Source organism: Streptomyces sp. NPDC026301 (assembly GCF_055567935.1).
Map to the genome: position 1 here is coordinate 1 of NZ_JBVHPN010000016.1, position 20672 is coordinate 20672.

15 protein-coding genes are annotated in these 20672 nt (G+C 71.5%); 5 read left to right on the forward strand and 10 right to left on the reverse strand.

Annotation, left to right across the window (positions count from 1 at the left end; translation table 11 throughout):
- Positions 1-271 precede the first annotated feature (271 nt).
- Positions 272-889 carry a YceI family protein gene (locus tag ACZ4MH_RS25855; RefSeq protein ID WP_351598409.1) on the reverse strand — a complete coding sequence of 206 codons (618 nt, stop codon included), beginning with the start codon at positions 887-889 and terminating at the stop codon, positions 272-274.
- Between the two features lie 246 nt (positions 890-1135).
- Here ACZ4MH_RS25855 and ACZ4MH_RS25860 point away from each other — a divergent pair, with 246 nt between their 5' ends.
- The 4 genes from ACZ4MH_RS25860 to ACZ4MH_RS25875 all read left to right on the forward strand — a co-directional run bounded on the left by ACZ4MH_RS25860 (position 1136) and on the right by ACZ4MH_RS25875 (position 6184).
- Complete coding sequence (locus tag ACZ4MH_RS25860) at positions 1136-1645, forward strand: hypothetical protein (protein ID WP_351598406.1); 510 nt, start codon at positions 1136-1138, stop codon at positions 1643-1645.
- A 2-nt stretch (positions 1646-1647) separates the two neighbouring features.
- Complete coding sequence (locus ACZ4MH_RS25865; RefSeq protein ID WP_351598403.1) at positions 1648-4062, forward strand: polysaccharide lyase 8 family protein; 2415 nt, start codon at positions 1648-1650, stop codon at positions 4060-4062.
- Positions 4063-4335: 273 nt separating this feature from the next.
- Entirely contained in the window at positions 4336-5919 is a 1584-nt protein-coding gene (locus ACZ4MH_RS25870) for an acyl-CoA carboxylase subunit beta (protein WP_351598400.1), read from the forward strand.
- A 52-nt stretch (positions 5920-5971) separates the two neighbouring features.
- The gene (locus ACZ4MH_RS25875; RefSeq protein WP_031051542.1) at positions 5972-6184 is read left to right on the forward strand and encodes an acyl-CoA carboxylase epsilon subunit; all 213 of its coding nucleotides are present in this window, start codon (positions 5972-5974) and stop codon (positions 6182-6184) included.
- A 66-nt stretch (positions 6185-6250) separates the two neighbouring features.
- On the opposite strand, the gene ACZ4MH_RS25880 is transcribed toward ACZ4MH_RS25875, so the two are convergent.
- Positions 6251-7549, reverse strand: coding sequence for an MFS transporter (locus ACZ4MH_RS25880; protein WP_351598395.1), 1299 nt, complete (start codon positions 7547-7549; stop codon positions 6251-6253).
- Positions 7550-7749: 200 nt separating this feature from the next.
- Here ACZ4MH_RS25880 and ACZ4MH_RS25885 point away from each other — a divergent pair, with 200 nt between their 5' ends.
- A complete protein-coding gene (locus ACZ4MH_RS25885; RefSeq protein WP_467754712.1) occupies positions 7750-9513 on the forward strand; it encodes a dihydroxyacetone kinase family protein in 1764 nt (587 codons plus the stop codon).
- A 149-nt stretch (positions 9514-9662) separates the two neighbouring features.
- Here ACZ4MH_RS25885 and ACZ4MH_RS25890 read toward each other — a convergent pair whose 3' ends face one another.
- From ACZ4MH_RS25890 to ACZ4MH_RS25925, 8 genes are all read right to left on the reverse strand, one after another.
- A complete protein-coding gene (locus tag ACZ4MH_RS25890) occupies positions 9663-10241 on the reverse strand; it encodes a GTP-binding protein (protein WP_073447656.1) in 579 nt (192 codons plus the stop codon).
- A complete protein-coding gene (locus ACZ4MH_RS25895; protein WP_351601301.1) occupies positions 10222-10830 on the reverse strand; it encodes a DUF742 domain-containing protein in 609 nt (202 codons plus the stop codon). The genes ACZ4MH_RS25890 and ACZ4MH_RS25895 overlap by 20 nt, the downstream gene beginning before the upstream one ends.
- 84 nt (positions 10831-10914) lie before the next feature.
- The gene (locus ACZ4MH_RS25900) at positions 10915-11328 is read right to left on the reverse strand and encodes a roadblock/LC7 domain-containing protein (RefSeq protein ID WP_030257992.1); all 414 of its coding nucleotides are present in this window, start codon (positions 11326-11328) and stop codon (positions 10915-10917) included.
- A 10-nt stretch (positions 11329-11338) separates the two neighbouring features.
- Positions 11339-14509 (reverse strand): sensor histidine kinase, encoded by a 3171-nt coding sequence (locus tag ACZ4MH_RS25905; protein WP_351601304.1) that lies wholly within the window; start codon positions 14507-14509, stop codon positions 11339-11341.
- Positions 14510-14844: 335 nt separating this feature from the next.
- On the reverse strand, positions 14845-15423 hold the full coding sequence (locus ACZ4MH_RS25910; protein WP_351601307.1) for a GTP-binding protein: 579 nt from the start codon (positions 15421-15423) through the stop codon (positions 14845-14847).
- Complete coding sequence (locus tag ACZ4MH_RS25915; RefSeq protein ID WP_031051532.1) at positions 15404-15814, reverse strand: DUF742 domain-containing protein; 411 nt, start codon at positions 15812-15814, stop codon at positions 15404-15406. Before ACZ4MH_RS25915 ends, ACZ4MH_RS25910 begins: the two co-directional genes overlap by 20 nt.
- Before the next feature lie 79 nt (positions 15815-15893).
- Positions 15894-16307, reverse strand: a complete 414-nt coding sequence (locus ACZ4MH_RS25920) for a roadblock/LC7 domain-containing protein (protein WP_030257979.1) — start codon at positions 16305-16307, stop codon at positions 15894-15896.
- Positions 16308-16316: 9 nt separating this feature from the next.
- A complete protein-coding gene (locus ACZ4MH_RS25925; protein WP_467754713.1) occupies positions 16317-20096 on the reverse strand; it encodes a sensor histidine kinase in 3780 nt (1259 codons plus the stop codon).
- Between the last annotated feature and the right edge of the window lie 576 nt (positions 20097-20672).

Consider the following 20672-nt stretch of genomic DNA (forward strand, 5'->3'; position numbering starts at 1 on the left):
GGCAACGGCTCCCGGCTCCTCAGCCACGCCCTGCACGGCAGGCGGTTCGCCGTCACCGTACTGGCCGCGCACCAGGAGGCCGACGCCCGGTGGTTTTATCCACAGGCGCCGCCGGGAGTCGGCGGGCGGCGCTACCTTCGCCTTATGCGTGGTGGAGGTGGGGGAGGGGCCTTGCCACTGGTGGGTGACTCACCGCTCACCCCACTCACCCCAGGGCGGCTCGTGGGGAGAGGGAGGGGCCCTGCCACTGTGCGGGGGAAGCGGGTCCGGGTCAGGCCGCCTTGACCGCCGAGATGTCGAACGTCAGCTTCACCTTGTCGCTGACCATCACGCCGCCCGTCTCCAGCGCCGCGTTCCAGGTCAGGCCCCACTCCGAGCGCAGGATCTCGGCGCTGCCCTCGAAGCCCACGCGCTGCGCGCCGTAGACGTCGGTGGCCGCGCCGTTGAACTCCAGGTCGATGGCGAGCGGCTTGGTGACGTCCTTGATCGTGAGGTTGCCCGTGACGCGGTACGTCTCGGCGCCGACCTGCTCGACCCCGACGGAGCGGAAGGTCATCAGCGGGAACTGCTCGGCGTCGAAGAAGTCGGCGCTCTTCAGGTGGCCGTCGCGGTCCGCGATGCCGGTGTCGATGCTGTCGATCTTCACGTCGATGTTCGCGGTCGAGGCGGCCGGGTTGCTGCCGTCGAGGTGCAGCGTGCCCTCGTGCTCGGCGAAGGAGCCGCGGACGTTGGTGACCATGGCGTGCCGCACGGTGAAGCCGATGCTGCTGTGTGCCGGGTCGATGGTGTAGTCGCCGGTCAGGGCGGCCAGCGCCGGGTCCGCCGCGAGGGTCGCGGTGGCGGCGGGGGCGGCGGTCTCGGCGGTGCGCTTGCGGTTGAACAGAGCCATGGCTCCTCCTCGGGGGACGGGTCGGGGAGACCTCGGGAGTTGTTGTTTAAGCTTCAACGAGATTCAGCGTAACCCTTACTGGTTCAAGTTTCAACCTTTCCGTCGGGGCGAGGCCGCGCGACCCCCGAAAGCCCTGGTCACCAGGTACTGGCGACGCGCGTAGAGGTCGGGCATCATCTGCGGTGCTCCACCTGCACCGCCGAATCACCCGTCGCACGGTTCACCGGTTCACCGCAGGAGGCCCCCGTGAGAGTCCGTACCGTCCTCAGCGCACTGGTCCTCGTCCTGGGAGCGCTCCTCGCCCCCGGCTTCGGCGTCCTCACCGACGCGAGCGAGGCGCACGCCGTCACCAAGCTCACCCACGCCCAGGCCACCACGATGTTCCGGAACGCCGGGATCACCTGGTCCTCCTCCGGCGGCTGCTCCGACCGCAACACCCCCACCTGCACGTCCTTCGACCAGCTGAACCAGCCCACCGCCCAGGGCGCGGTCACGCTGAAGAAGGCCAGCGGCTGCGCGCTGAACATCACCGGCGGCACCGAGACCGGCCACGCGAGCGGCACGTACAGCCACTGGAACGGCTACAAACTGGACTTCGCCCTGTCCACCTGCGTCAGCAACTACGTGACCGGTACGTTCACCTACGCCGGCGTACGGGGTGACGGCGCACCGATGTACAAGTCCGGCTCCGGCAACATCTACGCCAAGGAGGGGTCGCACTGGGACGTCCTCTACTACAACTGCGGCGGTTGCTGACCATGGCGGCGCACCCTTCCCACTGGACCCGCAGGGGCTTCCTCGTGGCGGGCGGCGCGGGCGCGGCCGCCCTCGGGCTGCCGGCCACCGGCGCCCACGCCACCGCTCGGGGCGCCACCGCTCAAGTCGCCCCCGCAGCCGAGGAGTTCGGCACCCTCCGGGAGCGCTGGCGGGACCTCCAGCTGGGCACCGGCTACGACCCGGCCGCCGAGCCGTACGCCTCCCTGCTGAAGGAGACCGGGGACCTCGCGCGGCGCTTCCGGACGGCGATGGCGCCGGCCGCCTCCTCGCTCTGGCCCGACTGCCCGTTCGACCCGTCGGCCGGCATCACCCAGAGCTACAGCCGGCTGAACACCATGGCGCAGGCATACGCCCAACCCGGCACCGGCCTCACCGGGGACGCCGGCCTCCTCGCCGACGTGCTCAAGGGCCTGGACCACCTCGACGCCAAGATCTACAACACGGCCACCACGCGGTACGGCAACTGGTGGGACTGGCAGATCGGCAGCCCGCGGCTGCTCCTCGACACGATGACGCTCGTCGACGGCGCGCTCACCGACGCGCAGCGCGCCGGGTACCTCGCCGCGGTGGACCATTTCGTACCGGACTCCATGCTCGGCGACTACACGGGGACGAGCACCGGCGCCAACCGCGTCGACCTGTGCCGGGTGGTCGCGCTGCGCGGCGTCCTCGGCCGGTCGGCGGCGAAGCTCGCGCTCGCCCGCGACGCCCTCTCGCCCGTCTTCCCGTACGTGGAGAAGGGCGACGGGCTGTACGCCGACGGCTCGTTCGTGCAGCACACCTGGGTCGCGTACTCCGGCACGTACGGATACGTGCTGCTGGACGGGCTCGGACGGCTGTTCCGTCTGCTCGGCGGCAGCAGCTGGGAGGTGACCGACCCGAAGCGGCAGATCATTTTCGACAGCGTCGAGAACGCCTACGCGCCGCTGCTGCACAACGGCCTGATGATGGACAGCGTCAACGGCCGGGCGATCAGCCGCGGTTACCTGCTCAGCGACGACCGGCACGTCATGCGCAGCGACCACTTCCACGGGCACGCGCTGCTGGCCGCCGTCGCCATGCTCGCGCAGAGCGCCTCCGCCGCCGAGCGGGACCGCTGGCACGCCATGGTCAAGGGCTGGATCGAGCGGGACACCACGCTGGACGTGCTGACCGATCGGCAGTACACGGTCGCGGACGCCGCCCGGCTGGCCGCCGTGGCCGCGGGGCCGGGCACCGCGGCGCCCGAGCCGGTCGGACACAAGCTCTTCCCCGCCATGGACCGGGCGGTGCACCGGCGCCCGGGCTTCGCCGCCAACATCGCCATGGCCTCGGACCGGATCACGTACTACGAGAACGGCAACGGTGAGAATCCGCGCGGCTGGCACACCGGCGCCGGGATGCTTTATTGGTGGGGCGCGGACTTCGGCGGCGGCCAGTACACCGACTTCTTCTGGCCGACGGTGGACCCGTACCGCCTCCCGGGGACGACCGTCTCCACCAAGCGGCTGGCCGACAACGAGGGCGGCGGCTGGGGCGCGCCGAAGCCGGCGGCCACCTGGGTGGGCGGCGCCACGGACGGCGAGTTCGCGGCCGTCGGGCAGGACGTGCGCGGGCTCGCCTCGACGCTGCGCGCCAAGAAGTCCTGGTTCTGCCTCGCCGACACCGTCGTCTGCCTCGGCGCGGGGATCACCGGCCGGGACGGCGTGCCTGCCGAGACCGTCGTCGACAACCGCAACCTCGGCGCCTCGGGGACCGCGGCGCTCACCGTCGACGGCGTCCTCCAGCCCGCGACGACCGGCTGGACCGGCGCCTTCCCGCGGGCCCACTGGGCGCACCTCGCGGGGCACGGCGGGTACGTCTTCCCCGGCGGCATGCCGCTGCGGGCGCTGCGCGAGGCGCGCACGGGCGCCTGGCGGGACATCAATACGGGGTCCTCGCCGGATCGCGTCACCCGCCGCTATCTGACGCTCTGGCGGGACCACGGCACGGACCCGGCGGACGCCTCGTACGCCTATCTGCTGATGCCGGGGGCCGGGCCGCGCACCCTCGCGGCGCGCGCCGCCGACCGGAACTGGCTGCGGATCACCGCCAATACGGGCGCGGTGCAGGCGGTGGAGGTGCTCGCGCTCGGGGTGCTGGCGGCGAACTTCTGGACGGCCGGGACGGCGGGGCCGCTGACCGCCTCGGCGCCGTCGTCCGTCCTGGTGCGCGGGCAGGGCCGGACGGCGACGCTGTGCGTGGCGGAGCCGCCGCGCACGGGGCGGCCGGTGGAGATCGTCTGGGACCGCCCGGTGCGCGAGGTGGTGAGCGCCGGGCCCGGCGTCACGGTCCTGGAGACGGGCCGCCGGCTGCGGCTGCGGATCGGTCCCGGGAAGGTCTGCGCCACGCATACCTGTACGGTCACCACACACTGACCCGGTCGCGGGGCGGCGTGCGGGGGAATCCCGCGCCGCCCCGCGGAGCGTGGCCCGGTGGCCGGTATCCGCGGTCGACCAGCGGACCGCCACAAGACCACACCAGTGTCTTTTGTGGCTCCTCCACAGTGACCGGAAACCGCTCCTGCGCGTCCGTGCCGCTTCCGCGTCCCCCGTACAGCGTGGTTCTGTTCTGCCTGCCCACGAAATCGCGCTCGACGTTGTACGAAACCGACATCGGTTCATGAGCACGTGTCCGCGTACCGTCGATGCATGACCACTGTCGAAGATGCGCCCGCCGAGGCGAACGACGCCCGCGGGCGCGTCGCCGAGCTGCACGCGATCCGTGAGCAGGCCCGGCGAGGCCCGAGTGAGCGCGCCACCGAGGCCCAGCGCGCCAAGGGCAAGCTCACCGCCCGCGAGCGGATCGACCTCCTGCTGGACGAGGGATCGTTCAACGAGGTGGAGCCGCTGCGCCGGCACCGGGCGACCGGCTTCGGGCTGGAGAACAAGAAGCCCTACACCGATGGTGTGATCACGGGCTGGGGCACGGTGCACGGCCGGACCGTGTTCGTGTACGCGCACGACTTCCGGATCTTCGGCGGCGCGCTGGGCGAGGCCCACGCCACGAAGATCCACAAGATCATGGACATGGCCATCCAGGCCGGTGCGCCGCTGGTGTCGCTGAACGACGGCGCCGGTGCCCGTATCCAGGAGGGCGTCTCGGCGCTCGCCGGGTACGGCGGCATCTTCCAGCGCAACACCAAGGCGTCGGGCGTGATCCCGCAGATCTCGGTGATGCTCGGCCCGTGCGCGGGCGGCGCGGCCTACAGCCCCGCCCTGACGGACTTCGTGTTCATGGTCCGCGAGACCTCGCAGATGTTCATCACCGGGCCTGACGTGGTCCGCGCGGTGACCGGCGAGGAGATCACGCAGAACGGGCTGGGCGGCGCGGACGTGCACGCCGAGACCTCCGGCGTGTGCCACTTCGCGTACGACGACGAGGCCACCTGCCTGGAGGAGGTCCGTTACCTCCTCGCCCTGCTGCCGTCCAACAATCGCGAGAACCCGCCGTCCGTCCCCTGCGACGACCCGGCGGAGCGCGCGGGCGACGCGCTGCTGGACCTGGTGCCGGCCGACGGCAACCGCCCGTACGACATGCGCAAGGTCATCGAGGAGCTCGTCGACGACGGCGAGTTCCTGGAGGTCCACGAGCGCTGGGCGACCAACATCATCTGTGCGCTGTCCCGCCTGGACGGCGAGGTCGTGGGCATCGTCGCCAACCAGCCGCAGTCGCTGGCGGGCGTGCTGGACATCGAGGCGTCGGAAAAGGCTGCCCGTTTCGTCCAGATGTGCGATGCTTTCAATATCCCGATCCTCACGCTGCTGGACGTCCCCGGCTTCCTGCCGGGCGTCGACCAGGAGCACGGCGGCATCATCCGGCACGGCGCGAAGCTGCTGTACGCGTACTGCAACGCCACCGTGCCGCGGATCTCGGTCGTGCTGCGCAAGGCGTACGGCGGTGCCTACATCGTCATGGACTCCCAGTCCATCGGCGCCGACCTCACCTATGCCTGGCCGACCAACGAGATCGCGGTGATGGGCGCCGAGGGCGCGGCCAACGTGATCTTCCGCAAGCAGATCGCCGAGGCGGACGACCCGGAGGCCATGCGGGCGCGGATGGTCAAGGAGTACAAGTCCGAGCTGATGCACCCGTACTACGCGGCCGAGCGCGGCCTGGTCGACGACGTGATCGACCCGGCCGAGACCCGCGAGGTGCTGATCCGCTCGCTGGCCATGCTCCGGTCCAAGCACGCCGACCTGCCGGCCCGCAAGCACGGCAACCCGCCGCAGTAATTCCGATACCGCTCTGTACCGCAGCCACCCTGCGACCTTGGAGACGACGAAAGTGAATCCTGCCGATACCTCCGACCGTTCCCTGGTCCGTGTCGAGAAGGGCGAGGCCAGCGAGGAGGAGCTCGCCGCGCTGACCGCGGTGCTGCTCGCCCGCGCCGCCCACCAGCCGGCCGCGCTCCCGGCGCAGCCGCACGCCACGGCCGCCCGCTGGCGCCGGCTGGAGCGCCAGCGCGGCTTCCGCGGCGCCCGCTCCTGGCAGGGGTAACTCACGCGACGCCGAAGGGCCCCGCGCACCATCCGGTGTGCGGGGCCCTTCGCGTCGCGGCGGGGGTCAGGCCCGTGCCGCTGCCGGTTCGGCCGTCGGGGCCGGCGGGGGAGTGGTGTCGCCCTGCGGCTCCGGCAGCTTCAAGTACAGCGTCAGCAGCGACGACACCACGTACAGCGCGGCGAAGATGATGACGACGCCGGCCGGGCCGAGCGGGTCGAGGAAGACGCTGACGATGGCGGGGCCGACGAAGGCCGCGCCGCCCGCGCCCAGGTTCAGCAGGGCCATCGCGCCGCCCTTCTTGTCGGGCGCGAGGGCGGGGATCAGGGCCGAGATGGGGACGAAGCCGGCCAGCGTCACGCCGTAGAGCATGCCGCAGACGATCGCGACCGGGTAGTTGCTGCCGACGGCCTGCGGCACGAAGTACAGCGTGAGCGTGGTGACCGCGCAGCCGATACCGCCGAAGGACGCGATCGTCCGCCGCCAGCCGATCTTGTCGCCGATCCAGCCGAAGAGCAGGTTGCAGAAGACGTTGGTGCCGTAGATGACGGCCAGCAGGGTCAGCCAGCGGCCCTCCCCGAAGCCCAGCTCCTTCGCGAAGAAGGTGGGCAGGAAGACCAGGAAGCCGAACTCGGGCGCGGTGTTGATGATGCGCACCACGCAGCCGACCGCGACCTTGGGGTGGGTCCAGGCGATGGAGAGGCTGGAGACCAGCGACTGGACCGGCCTGACCTCGGGCGGCGCGAGCCGCGCGAAGCCGGTGCGCTCCCGGACGCCGAGCAGGCAGCAGGCGCCGCCGACCGCGATGATCCCGAGCGCCACCCAGAGCGTGCCGAACTGGCCGAAGAGCGGGTTGGTGACGCCGGCGACCAGGGAGCCGAGGGTCGGCAGACCGCCGGTGAACGCCACGTAGAACCACCCCACCGCCGTGCCCATCCGGGCCACGGGCGCGGTCGCGGTGATCCAGACCAGGAAGCCGAAGGCGAAGAGCGGGTAGCCGAAGCCGCGCAGCCCGTAGAAGACCAGCATCAGCGGGTAGTTCTCGGGGCCGAGCGCGAAGACCAGGAAGAGGACGTCGAAGACGATCCAGACGGCCAGCCCCAGCTGCATCACCCGGCGCGGACCCCACAGGTCCGACAGTGCGCCGGAGAGCCACGAGGCGAGCATGACCGTGACACCGTAGGCGGTGATGACGTACGAGGCGTGCACCTCGGTACCGGCACCGTGGTCCGCCATGTACGGCGCGATGAAGCCCGACTCGACACCGTCGCCGACCATGAAGAGCAGGACGCCGAGGTAGCCGAAGACCAGCGCCTTGGGGATGCCGAGGCGGTCGGGCAGTGAGAGCGCCGATGGTGGAGCCATGTCGCGCCTCCGTAGGAGCGAGGGTGGTGACGGTGGGACATCAGCAGCATGAATCCTGTGAACTTCACATGCAAGATGTGATGCAGAGTTTTCTGGGCCGTGATTCTCACAGTACTGAGCGTGATTTACGCCTTGAGGGGTGACGAATCTGTGATCCGGGTGTTAAATCCAACAGGGACAGAACAAAGGAGTGCGCCCTGATGACCACGACGCCCGACGGCCTCGGACACAACGCCGCGACCTTCCGCGAGGACTGGCTGGAAGGACTGGCCGACGCGTACGCGCGCACGCTCCGGCGGGTCCCCGGCACCTTCGGCGTGGTCGGCCGCCACGCCCCGCGCCCCGGCAAGGTCGCCGTCCTCATCGGCGGCGGCTCCGGCCACTACCCGGCCTTCGCCGGACTGGTCGGCCCGGGGCTCGCGGACGCCGCCGCGGTCGGCGACGTCTTCGCGAGCCCCAGCGCCGAGCAGATCTACCGCACCGCCAAGGCCGCCGACGGCGGCGCCGGCGTCCTGATGTCCTACGGGAACTACGCCGGCGACGTGATGCACTTCGGGCTGGCGGCCCGCCGGCTCGCCGCCGAGGGCGTCCCCGTACGCACCGTCCTGGTCACCGACGACGTGGCCAGCGGCCCGCCGCCGGTGGACGGCCAGGAGATCGACCCCTCGCGCGACCGGCGCGGTGTCGCCGGCGACTTCTTCGTCTTCAAGGTGGCCGGTGCCGCCGCCGAGCGCGGCGACGACCTGGAGGGCGTGGCGCGCGTGGCGGCCCGCGCCAACGCCACGACCCGAACCTTCGGCGCGGCCTTCTCCGGCTGCACCCTGCCCGGCGCGAGCGAGCCGCTGTTCACCGTGAACAAGGGCACCACGGAGCTGGGCATGGGCATCCACGGCGAGCCGGGGCTGCGCACCACCCGCAGCCTCACCGCGCGCGAACTCGCCGACGAGCTGGTCGACAACCTCCTCCCGGAGCTGCCCGAGCCGCCCAAGGACGGCGACGGCCGGGTCGCGGTGCTGCTCAACGGGCTGGGCCGGACCAAGTACGAGGAGATGTTCGTCGTCTTCCGGCAGGTCAACCGGCGCCTGAAGGAGGCGGGGCTGACGCCCTTCCGCCCGGAGGTCGGCGAGTTCGTCACCTCCTTCGACATGGCGGGCGTCTCGCTGTCGGTGATGGTCCTCGACGAGGAGCTGGCGACGCTGTACGACGCGCCCTGCGACACCCCGGCCTTCCGCAGCCTGCCGGGGCCCCGTGGGGAGACCGACGACGTACGGGAGAGCCCGGCCGCGCCCGAGGAGCGGCCGCAGGCCGGGCCGTCCGCCGCCGACCTGCCCGCCACCGCGGCGCTGCAGGCCGCGCTGGACCTGGTCGCGGCGAACGAGGACGAGCTGGGGCGGCTGGACGCGGTCGCGGGCGACGGTGACCACGGCATCGGGATCGTCCGGGGGCTGCGCGCTGCGGTCGCGGCGAGCCGCGCCGCCGAGCCGGGGCCCGCGGGGGACCCGCGCTCCGCGGGGCACGCGCTGCTCGCCGCGGGGCTGGCCCTCGCGGACGCATCCGGGGGCGCGTCGGGCGCGCTGTACGGGGCGCTGCTGGCCGAAACGGGTGCCGTCCTCGTACGGGCCCCGGAAGGCGCCTCCTGTACGACGGCGCTGCTCGCGGAGGCGGTGGCCGCGGCGCAGCGGGCGGTGAGCGAGCTGGGCGGGGCGCAGGTGGGTGAGAAGACGATGCTGGATGCGTTGGACCCGTTCCGGGCCGAGTTGTCCGCCGCCCGTGCGGACGAGGACTTGGCCACGGCCTGGCGGGCCGCGGCCGAGGTCGCCACGAAGGCGGCCGCCGCGACGGCGGAACTCGTACCGGCCCGGGGCCGGGCGGCGCGCATGGGCGACCTCGGTTACGGACACGCCGACGCGGGCGCCACGTCTCTGGCCTTGATCGTCACCGCCGTGGGGGCGTCGCTCGGCTGACGACCGTCCCGCCGTCGTGGCTGGTCGCGCCCACGCGGCGGAGCCGCATATCGACACGCCCCGCGCCCCTGAGCGCGCGAAGGGCCCTGCACACCATGGTGTGCAGGGCCCTTCGCGTACGGGCGGTCGTGCGACCGCGCCGTCAGGCGCTAGCGCAGGCGCGCCATCAGCGCGTGTTCCACGAGCGTGATGAGCGCGCTCTTGGCCTCGCTGCGGTGCCGTGCGTCCGTCGTGATGATCGGGGCGTCCGGGCCGATCTGGAGGGCCTCACGGACCTCGTCCGGCGTGTACGGCTGGTGTCCGTCGAAGCCGTTGAGGGCGATGACGAACGGCAGGCCGCTGTTCTCGAAGTAGTCGACCGCGGGGAAACAGTCCGCCAGGCGGCGGGTGTCGACGAGGACGACGGCGCCGATGGCGCCGCGGACCAGGTCGTCCCACATGAACCAGAAACGGTCCTGGCCGGGCGTGCCGAACAGGTACAGGATCAGGTCCTGGTCGAGCGTGATACGGCCGAAGTCCATCGCCACCGTCGTGGTGGTCTTGTCCGGCGCGTGCGTCAGGTCGTCGATGCCCGCCGAGGCGGAGGTCATCACGGCTTCGGTACGCAGCGGATTGATCTCGGAGACGGCCCCGACGAAGGTCGTCTTGCCCACGCCGAAGCCGCCCGCCACCACGATCTTCGCGGAGGTGGTGGAGCGGGCTGCACCGCTAGAGCTTGCGAAGTCCACTGAGCACCCTTTCGAGCAGTGTCACATCTGGCTGTCCGCCGGCGGACTCGTCACCGCCGGGCTGATGGATGGCGACGAGTCCGGCCTCCGCCAGGTCGGCGACGAGGATCCGGGCGACGCCGAGGGGAATGGAGAGGAGCGCGGAGATCTCGGCGACCGACTTGATCTCGCGGCACAGATGGCAGATGCGCTGATGCTCCGGCAGCTGGCCCTGGAGCTGAGCCGGCGCGGCCGTGGTGTGCACCAGTGCCTCGATGGCGAGCTGGTAGCGCGGCCGGGTGCGGCCCCCGGTCATGGCGTACGGGCGGACCAGCGGGTTCTGCGCGCCGCCGGTGGGCGCCGACGGCTCGGTGCGCCGGTGCGGCTGCACCGGCTCTATGCGCGGAACCCGGGGCCCCTCGTCGCCGTAGCCGTAAGGAGACGGGGAGGGGCTGCCGTACGTCGTGTCGTAGGGCTGGTGCTGCGGCGCGGGCCGCGGCTGCCGACGACTCGGCGCGGACGGGAAGTTGAAGCGGTTGTACTGGGTTTCGCCCTGCGACTCGGGCAGATGCCCGGAATCGTACGGGTATCCGCTAGGGGGCGTTGCCACGTTTCCTCCTCCAACTTGCCAATCCGACGCCGGTCGCGCCACCGCACCCTATGGTGCGGTGGCGAGAAACGCACTGCCTGTCTGTCAGTTGAGAAGGCTGCCCTGCAGTTCGGCGCGCAGGTCGGGCGTGAGAACGCTGCCCGCGCGGTCGACCAGCAGGGCCATCTCGTAACCGACGAGGCCGATGTCGCACTCGGGGTGCGCCAGTACGGCCAACGACGATCCGTCCGAGACGGACATGATGAAGAGGAACCCGCGTTCCATCTCCACCACGGTCTGGTTGACGCTCCCGCCTTCGAAGATGCGGGAGGCACCCGAGGTCAGCGAGGTGAGCCCGGAGGCCACCGCCGCCAACTGATCGGCTCTGTCCCGAGGGAAACCCTCGGACATGGCGAGGAGGAGACCGTCTGCGGAGACCACGACCGTGTGGGACACACCGGGGGTGTTGTCCACGAAGTTGGTGATCAACCAGTTCAGGTTCTGCGCCGCCTGGCTCATCGGGCTCACACTAACGCTCCTGATCGTAGGTGCTGCCGGGGCCGAAGCCCTGTTGGTCATTCTTGGGTGCCTCCATACCGGCACTGCGTCCCTGCTGGACACCGCGGCGCAGGTTGCTCAGCCTGCCCCGGACGTCCTCGGGCGCACGGGAGACCTGGGGGCCGCCCTGCGGGGTCTGCTCCGCGGTGCCCTCGACCAAGTTGGCCTTGGGCACCCGCCGGGGGAGACCGGAGGAGGTGATTCCGCCCGCCTTCGGCTCGCGAAGCTGCTCCGCCCGCTGCCAGCGCTCGTCGTTGGCGGTACGCCAACCAAAGCTGTCCTCCGACGTGCTCCGCTGCTGCGGGGGCGACGCCGGCTCCTCGGGCTGCTGCCACTCCTGCTGCCCTGGGGCCTTGTCACCTCCGCGGCGCGGAAGGCCGGCGTCGGTCAGGGAGTGGGTTTCGCTCGGGGTGGGACCCGGACGATCGAATGCTACGCGTTCCTGCGGCTGCGCGGGAGCGTCGGGACCATTGTGGTCCGATTCCGCTTGACCGCCGAAGTACCCCTGGAACGGAGCGGGTTCGCTCCATCCGGGGTGCTGCCGGCCGTCGGCGGGGTACTGCGGCTGCTCGCCGGTGAGCTCCGAAGAGCCCTGGTCGAACAGGTTCTGACCACCGAAGGAGCGGTCGTCGTAGGCGCCGGCGGGCCCGTCGTAGGACTGCTGCCCGGCGGCCTCCTGGGGGGCGTACGGCTGCTCGTGGAAGCCGTCGTACGCGGCGCCCGAGCCCTCCGCTTCGCCGCGCCGGGGGAGTCCGCCGAAGTCCTGCGCGGGGTTCCGCGCCGGGTGGTGAGCGGACTCCTGGCCGGGCGCACCGTGCTGCGGAGCGCCGTTCTGTGCCTCCAGCGCCGCGCGGCGCTCCTCGCGGAGCAGCGAGCGGCCCACGGGGTCCAGCTCCGCTGAGCCGTCCGACGGCCGGTAGTGGTCGTCGAAGCCGAGCTCCGCGGCGGTGCGCATGTCCTCGGGCTGCTGGAACGGCTGCGGGTGCTCCGGCATGATCCGGGAGACCGTGAAGTCGTCCTCGAAGGTGTCCTCGCCGCCACCGCCGTGGGTGATCGCCTCCGGCAGCATGACCAGCGAGGTGGTGCCGGCCGTCTCGCCCGAGGGGCGCAGCTGGACGCGGATGCCGTGCCGGTCCGCCAGCCGGCCGACCACGAAGAGGCCCATGCGCTGGGAGATCGCGATGTCGACGGTCGGCGGGTTGGCCAGCTTGTGGTTGATGTCCGCGAAGTCCTCGGGGGTGAGCCCGATGCCCTTGTCGTGGATCTCGACCATCACGCGGCCGTCCGGGAGACGGGTCGCGGTGACCCGCACCTTGGTCTGCGGCGAGGAGAACGTGGTGGCGTTCTCCAGCAGCTCCGAGAGCAGGTGCACGAGGTCGGTGACGGCCTGGCCGTGGATCTCGCTCTCGGGGACGCCCTGGAGCTCGATGCGCTCGTAGGACTCCACCTCGGAGGTGGCCGCGCGCAGCACGTCGATCAGCGGGACCGGCTGGGTCCAGCGGCGGCCCGGCTCCTCGCCCGCGAGGATGAGGAGGTTCTCGCCGTTGCGGCGCATGCGCGTGGCGAGGTGGTCCAGGCTGAAGAGGTTCTCCAGCTGGTCCGGGTCCGCCTCGTTGTTCTCCAGCTCCGTGATGAGGGTCAGCTGCCGCTCGATCAGGCCCTGGTTACGGCGCGAGAGGTTGGTGAAGATCGCGTTGACGTTGCCCCGCAGCAGCGCCTGCTCGGCGGCCAGCCGCACGGCCTCACGGTGGACCTGGTCGAACGCCCGCGCGACCTCGCCGATCTCGTCCGTGGTGGAGATCGGGATCGGCTTGACGCGGGTGTCGACCCGGCCCGGGTCCGTACGGGAGAGCTGGTCGACCAGCATCGGCAGCCGCTGCTCGGCGATGCCGAAGGCCGCGGTGCGCAGCTGCTGCATGTTGCGGGTCATCGAGCGGGCCATCAGGCCGGCGATGAGGAAGGCGATGATCAGCGCGCCGAGCGCGACGCCGGAGTCCACGAAGGTGGTCTGCCGCGCGTCCGAGGAGATCTGCGCGGCCTCGGCCACCGCCTTGTCGGCGAGGTCCTTCTCGATGCCGCGGTACATGTCGAACTTGCCGGTGGACGCCGCGAACCAGGTCTGCGGCGTGACGCCCTTGGCGGCGAGCAGCTGCGGCGGGGCGCCGGAGGAGATCGCCTGGACCATCGCGTCGATGGACGGCGGCGCCCGGAACGACCGGCCGGCCGCGGTGGCCTGCTTCCGCGCCTGGGCCGCCTGCTCCTGCCCCTTCTTCTTGAGGGCCGCGGAGTCCTTCTTCAGGCGCTCGACGTCCTCGGGGGTGCCGCCGGAGGTGTACTCGCCGATGGCGATGTTCTCCAGGTAGGCGTACGACGCGAACGCGGTGAGCTGCTTCTTGCGCTCCTTGGCGCCGGCCGCCGGGTGCACCAGCAGGTGGGTGCCGATGGAGCGCTGCAGGGAGGTGGCGGCCTTCGCCAGCGAGACGGCGTAGACCGTGCGCCCGTAGGAGGTGATGTTGCCGGTGCCCAGCCCCAGCTCGTTGGAGAACTCCATCAGCGGGTGCTGGACCTCGGTGTAGCCCTCCTCGGTCTGCACGCCGGTCAGCTGCGAGGTGTAGGCCACCTTGCGCAGCATGTCGAGCTTGGGCTCGACCTTCTCGAAGACCGCGAGGCGGCGCTTGAGGCCCTCCTTGTCGGGCATGTTCTTGACCGCGTCGTGGAAGTCGGCGGCGGCGGCGTCGGTGTCGGCCCGCGCGTCCCGCACGACCGGGTCGTTCGGCTTGCCCTGGAGGAGCGGCGCCGCGGTGCGGTCCCGCTCGTCGACGAGGGCCTGGCCGTAGGTGGCGGCCGCCTGGACCAGCTTCGCGGTGTTCTCGGCGTCCTGGGCCTCGTTCCAGGTCCCGACCGAGGTGTTCACCCGCAGCCCGGCGAAGATCAGCGCCAGGATGACGGGGAGCAGCAGGATGGCGTTCAGGCGGGTGGCCACGCGCCAGTTGCGCGGGGACATCCGGTTGCCGCGCACGGGCTGGCTGCTCAGCGGACTTTCAGGCGCGTCGGAAGGCGACGCCGTATGACGCGGCGGCGGTGTGAAGTTGCCCCGCTGCGCCGCCTGCTGCGGCGCGGGGCCCGACTTGCTTCGCCTCACTCGACCAACAACCTCTCGGCGCCGGCACGCACGTATCTCGCTGTGCCGTTTTCGTTCTGGGCGTTACCTACTCCGGAGTTCAGCGAATTCCAGCACGTCAGGGCCGCGCGTTCCAAACAGTGCGCAAAAGATGAGCAAGCCCTGCGGGACGCCAGATAAAAGGGGCGTTAAGGGCGAGGCGCGGCAAAAGGCGGGGGAAACGTGAACACAGTGGAGCCGCCTGTGCGCATCCGGTGTCGAGGTCCCGGGATTTCTCTGTCGAAACGTTATGAACGCCGGGGCCCGGCGTGTCCAAGGACACAGCGCACCCCGGCGCAACTGACCGTACGGCAGCGCTACTTGAGTCGCGCCATGAGAGCGTGTTCGACGAGCGTGATGAGGGCACCCTTGGCCTCGTCGCGGTGCCGGGCATCGGTGGTGATGATCGGCGTGTCGGGGCCGATCTGCAGCGCTTCGCGCACCTCGTCGGGGGTGTACGGCTGCTGCCCCTCGAACCCGTTCAGCGCGATCACGAACGGCAGCCCGCTGTTCTCGAAGTAGTCGACCGCGGGGAAGCAGTCGGAGAGCCGGCGGGTGTCGACGAGTACCACGGCACCGATCGCACCGCGGACCAGATCATCCCACATGAACCAGAAACGGTCCTGGCCGGGTGTGCCGAACAGATAAAGAATCAAATCCTGATCGAGGGTGATACGCCCGAAATCCATGGCGACGGTGGTCGTCGTCTTGTCCTGGACGTGACTGAGGTCGTCGATGCCCGCGGAAGCGGACGTCATCACGGCCTCGGTACGCAGCGGATTGATCTCGGAAACCGCCCCGACAAAGGTCGTTTTGCCCACGCCGAAACCGCCCGCCACCACGATCTTCGCGGACGTGGTCGAACGGGGCGCGGCGTCAGAGCTTGCGAAGTCCACTGAGCACCCTCTCCAGCAAGGTCACATCGGGCGTGCCGCCGGCCTCACCGCTGCCGCCGGGCTGGTGGATCGCCACCATGCCGGCCTCGGCCAGGTCGGCGACCAGGATTCTGGCCACCCCCAGCGGTATGTGCAGCAGCGCGGAGACCTCCGCCACCGACTTCACCTCGGCGCACAGATGGCAGATGCGCTGGTGCTCCGGCAGCAGCCCGGGCAGCTGGGAGGGATCGGCCGTGGTGCTGACCAGCGCCTCGATGGCGAGCTGGTAGCGCGGCCGGGTCCGGCCTCCGGTCATCGCGTAAGGGCGGACCAGTGGCTGGTCGCCCCCGTCGTCGCCGTACGGCTGGCTGGTATAGCCGTACGGGCCGGGCGAAGCGGGTGGCGGGGTCATGGGTCCTCCGGGCTGGACAACTGGCTGTCGTCGGGTCGGGCCGGTGGGGGGTTCTTCGGCACGTGGAATCGGTGGCGGGTCAGTTGAGCAGGCTGCCCTGCAGCTCGGCCCGCAGGTCCGGCGTCAGCACGCCGCCCGCACGGTCCACGAGCAGGGCCATCTCGTAACCGACGAGGCCGATGTCGCACTCGGGGTGCGCCAGTACGGCCAGCGACGATCCGTCGGAGATCGACATGAGGAAGAGGAACCCCCGCTCCATCTCCACCACGGTCTGGTTGACGTTCCCGCCCTCGAAGATGCGGGACGCGCCGGATGTCAGGGAGGTGAGCCCGGAGGCCACCGCGGCGAGCTGGTCGGCCCGGTCCCGCGGGAAGCCCTCGGACATCGCGAGCAGCAGACCGTCCACCGAGACGACCACCGTGTGGGACACCCCGGGGGTGTTGTCCACGAAATTGGTGATCAACCAGTTCAGGTTCTGCGCCGCCTGGCTCATCGGACTCAACTAACGCTCCTGCTGGTGAGTGGGGTCCACGACGGGATGCGTGCCGGTGTGCCCGGCCTGCCGGCCCTGCTGGATGCCCCGGCGGAGATTGGTCAGCCGGCCGCGCACGTCGTCGGGCGAACGGGAGACCTGCGGGCCGCCCGGACGCTGCTCCTGCTGCGCGGTGCCTGCCACGAGGTTCGCACGGGGAACGCGGCGCGGCAGACCGGAGGTGGTGATCCCGCCCGCCGCCGGCTGGCGGACCTGCTCGGCCCGGCGCCAGACGTCGTCGTTGGGCGAGGAACGCCACTGGGCCTGCGCCTGAGCGCCGCTGTCGGCCGGCTCGCGCCGGGGCAGCCGCGGCGCCTCCGGGGCGCTCTGCGGCCGGCTCACGGGCTCCTCGGCCGCGCTGCCGCCCGGCTGGGTGAACCAGTTCGACTCGATCGTGTCGAAGATCGGCGAACCCGCGTCGCCCGTGCTCCGCGGCGCGGGGCCGCCGAGCAGGTCGGCGTCGTCCGGAGCGGAGTGCGGCTGCTGCTGTACGGGGACCTCACCGGACCGGGGCGCGCGCCCGAAGGCACCGTCCCGGCCGAAGGCGTCCTCGCGGCCGAACGCGTCGTCCCGGCCGAAGGAGTCGGCGTCGTACGCCTGGCCGCCGCGCGCCGGGGCCTCCTCGCCGCGTGCTGCCGCCGGAGCGCTCTCCTCGGCGGGGCGGCCGCCCTGCTCGGACTGCGGGGCGAACTCGCCGCTCCACATCGGGCTGGTGGGCCCGGCGGGCGCCGGGGGAGACGCGGGCGCCTGTTCGGCGGACTGTCCGGAGGACGGTGCCGAGGGCAGCTCGAACTCGCCGGTCCACATGGGGCGGGCGCCCTGTGCGGGCGTACCGCCCTGCGGGGAGGGCGCGCCGCCCTGTGCGGGGGACGTGCCGCCCTGAGCGGGGGACGTGCCGCGCGCCGGGGGGTTCGCGCCGGGGCGCCGGCCGCCGAAGTCCGGGCGCTCGAACTGCGCCGTGTCACCGGGGCCGCCGGCCGCCGGGCGCTCGAACTGCCCGGTCGGCTCGGGACGCTGGTACTGGCCGGTCAGCTCCGGACGCCGGTGCTGGCCGGTGCTCTCCGGCTCCTCGTGGCCGCGCGGGTGGTCCTCCTGGCCGGGGCGGGGCGCCAGCGGCCAGTCGTCGGCCGCCTCGCCGCGTTCGCGGCGCGCACCCCAGCTGGAGCCGGGCTGCTGGCTGGGCTCGCGCGGCGCGGACTCGGCCGGGCCGGAGGGGCCGCCGGTCAGCTCGCCGGCCGGGCTGCGGGTGGGCAGCTGCGGCCGCTCGCCGCGCGGCGCGGGCGCGCCGGTGGGCGGGGCGACGGTCGGCTGGTGGCTCGCGGCCGGCGGCTGGGCCGGCTCGCCGCCGCGCACCGGCAGCGTGGGCCGGTCCTGGCCGGCGGGGGCCGCGGGACGGCCGCCGAAGGCGTTGTTGTGCTGCGGACCGGCCGGGGCACCGGGGGCGCCACCGGGCGCACCGCCGGGCGCGCCCGCTCCGGGGCGGCCGGGCAGCGCGGTACGGGGACCGGAGCCCATCTGGCCGCGCGGCTGCAGGCCCGCGAGGCGGCTGGAGTGCTGGCCGCCGGCGTCGCCGGAGCCGCGGCCGCCGGCGGGCTTGCCGCCCTGGCCGGGCTTCTTGTTCGCGTTGTTCGCGCCGCCGCTCTGCGCGACGTCCACCGGCAGCATGACCAGGGCCGTCGTACCGCCGGAATCCGAGGGACGCAGCTGGACGCGGATGCCGTGCCGCAGGGACAGCCGGCCGACCACGAACAGACCCATCCGGCGGGACACCGAGACGTCCACGGTCGGCGGGCTGGCGAGGCGCTCGTTGATCGCCGAGAGGTCCTCGGGGGAGAGGCCGATGCCGGTGTCGTGGATCTCGACCAGTACCCGGCCGTCGGGCAGCGCGTGACCGGTCACCTTGACCTTGGTCTGCGGCGAGGAGAACGAGGTCGCGTTCTCCAGCAGCTCGGCGAGGAGGTGCACGAGGTCGTTGACGACGCGGCCCGCGACCTCGGTGGTCGGCACCGCGCTCAGTTCGATGCGCTCGTACTGCTCCACCTCGGAGGCGGCCGCACGCAGCACGTCGACCAGCGGGACCGGGCGGGTCCAGCGGCGGCCCGGCTCCTCGCCCGCGAGGACGAGGAGGTTCTCGCCGTTACGGCGCATACGGGTCGCGAGGTGGTCGAGCTTGAAGAGCGAGGAGAGCTGGTCGGGGTCGGCCTCGCGGGACTCCAGCTCCGAGATCAGCGACAGCTGCCGCTGGATGAGGCCCTGGCTGCGGCGCGAGAGGTTGGTGAACATCGCGTTGACGTTGCCCCGCAGCAGCGCCTGCTCGGACGCCAGCCGGACGGCCTCGCGGTGCACCTCGTCGAACGCGGTGGCCACCTTGCCGATCTCGTCCCGGCTGTGCACGCCGACGGACTCGACCGAGGTGTCCACGTCCTGCGGGTCGGCCTCGGAGAGGTGCTTGACCAGCTCGGGCAGCCGCTTCTGGGAGACCGTCTGCGCGGTGTCCTGCAGCCGGCGCAGCGAGCGGACCATGGAGCGGGAGACGACGAACGCGCCGATGAGCGAGATGCCCAGGACGAGCAGGATCACCGCACCGTTGATGATCGCGCCGGTCGTGGCCTCGTTGCGCAGCTCGCGGGACTTCTGCTCCATCTGGGAGAGCAGCGTGGTCTCGATGCGCGACATCAGGTTGACCTTGTTGGTGTCGAGGTCGTACCAGTCCAGGTACGACATCTCCTCACCGCGGATGCCCGACTCGGTCTTGAAGCTGCGGTCGGCGAACGAGTTCGCGTGCTCGATGTCGTCGTTGCCGCTGTCCAGGCCCTCCATGAGGGAGGCGGCGCCGGGGTAGATGTTGGAGAACCGCTTGAGCGCGGACTCCTCACTGTCCTCGGCGGTACGGCCGGCGAGCCGGTCGTTCGCGGACAGGTGCGCGTGGCCCTTGTGCGACAGACCGGCGCTGACGAACGCCCGCTGCATCGACGCGTACTCCTTGGCGGAGGAGAACGCGGCCAGGGAGCGGGTGCTCTGGATCATCTCCGGGCTGCTGGTCGCCTGCGCCATGTCCTGGGAGAGCGCGAGCAGCGAGGTGATCAGCTGGTTGTACGCGGTGACGGTCTGGGCGACGTTCTCGTTGTCGGTGTACGCCTTGTTCCGTACCTCGTTGAGCGTGCCCAGCTGGCGCTGGATGTCGACGATCGTGGCGCGCACGCCGGCCATCGAGCCGCGTGCCGAGTCGACGTCGTCGGTGTGCTCCTTGAAGGACTTGATCGCGCGGTCGGTCTCCTCGCGCGGCGCCACCACATCGGTGTCGTCCTTGGTGTTGCCGGAGCCGGCCAGCGGGCCCGCCGAACGGTCCCGCTCCTCCTGGAGCGCGTCGGCCAGCTCGGTGGCCTGCCGCGTCATCTCCGTGAGCAGCTGCATCCGGTCCAGCTGGTCGATGTTGTCCAGCTCGCTGCTGATGCGCAGGCCGCCCAGCGTGGTGGCGGCGACCACGGGCAGCGCGATCAGGGAGACCAGGCGTGTGCTGATGCGCCAGTTGCGCAGCGACAGACGGGCCCCGGGGCCCATGGGGCCCTTGGCCTTGGGGCGCTCGGCGGCGGAGTCGCCGGCCGGCGCCGGGTCGGTCCGGTCGGTCGGCAACGTGCCGCTCGCCGGACCGTTGCTCTGGGCGCGCTGCTGGGAGGCGGCGCGGTCGGTCCCGCCGCGCAGCTCCGGGTCAGCCGCAGCGCTGCCATCCCTCTTGAAACGTCCCTGCACTAGCGTCGCAACCTCTGGACCAGGCGTCCCTCCGCGGTGACGGCGGGACGGTGTCGAGTCGTAGGGGGCCGGGCCCCATGGCGGTCGTGAGTGTGACCGGCGTGCTTACTCCCTCTGGCGAAGAGAGCGGCACCCACCGCGCGGCGCTGCTCTGCGCCCCCTGCGCGCCGTGTGAAACATGCGGCGGTCCGGGGAATTCCAGCACAGTGCCGGAGCGGCAACAAGAGCGGAGCCCCTGGCTGTGACATGCGTGACGCAATGTACGGGGTGTGTCACGAGTCGTAGAAGGTCTCCCCCCTTATAACGGACTTTTGGCAGCGTTCCGGTCGCAGTTGTGCGCTGCCCCAGGTGCGGTGATGGGGAGTGGAACGTGCGCTTCGCTCCGCCAATGTCCGTTTCGCCAACGGCTTTCGATCATGAAAATTGCGGCATTTGCCGCACAGTTCGTGAGCAAACTCACACGGTGATCGCCGACTTGACCGCAAGATCGACGGGAATAGCGCGCATAGCCTGACGCTTTACACACGTGCCGCAATCGCCCAGCGGCACGTTGCCCGGGCAGTGACCACCACACGC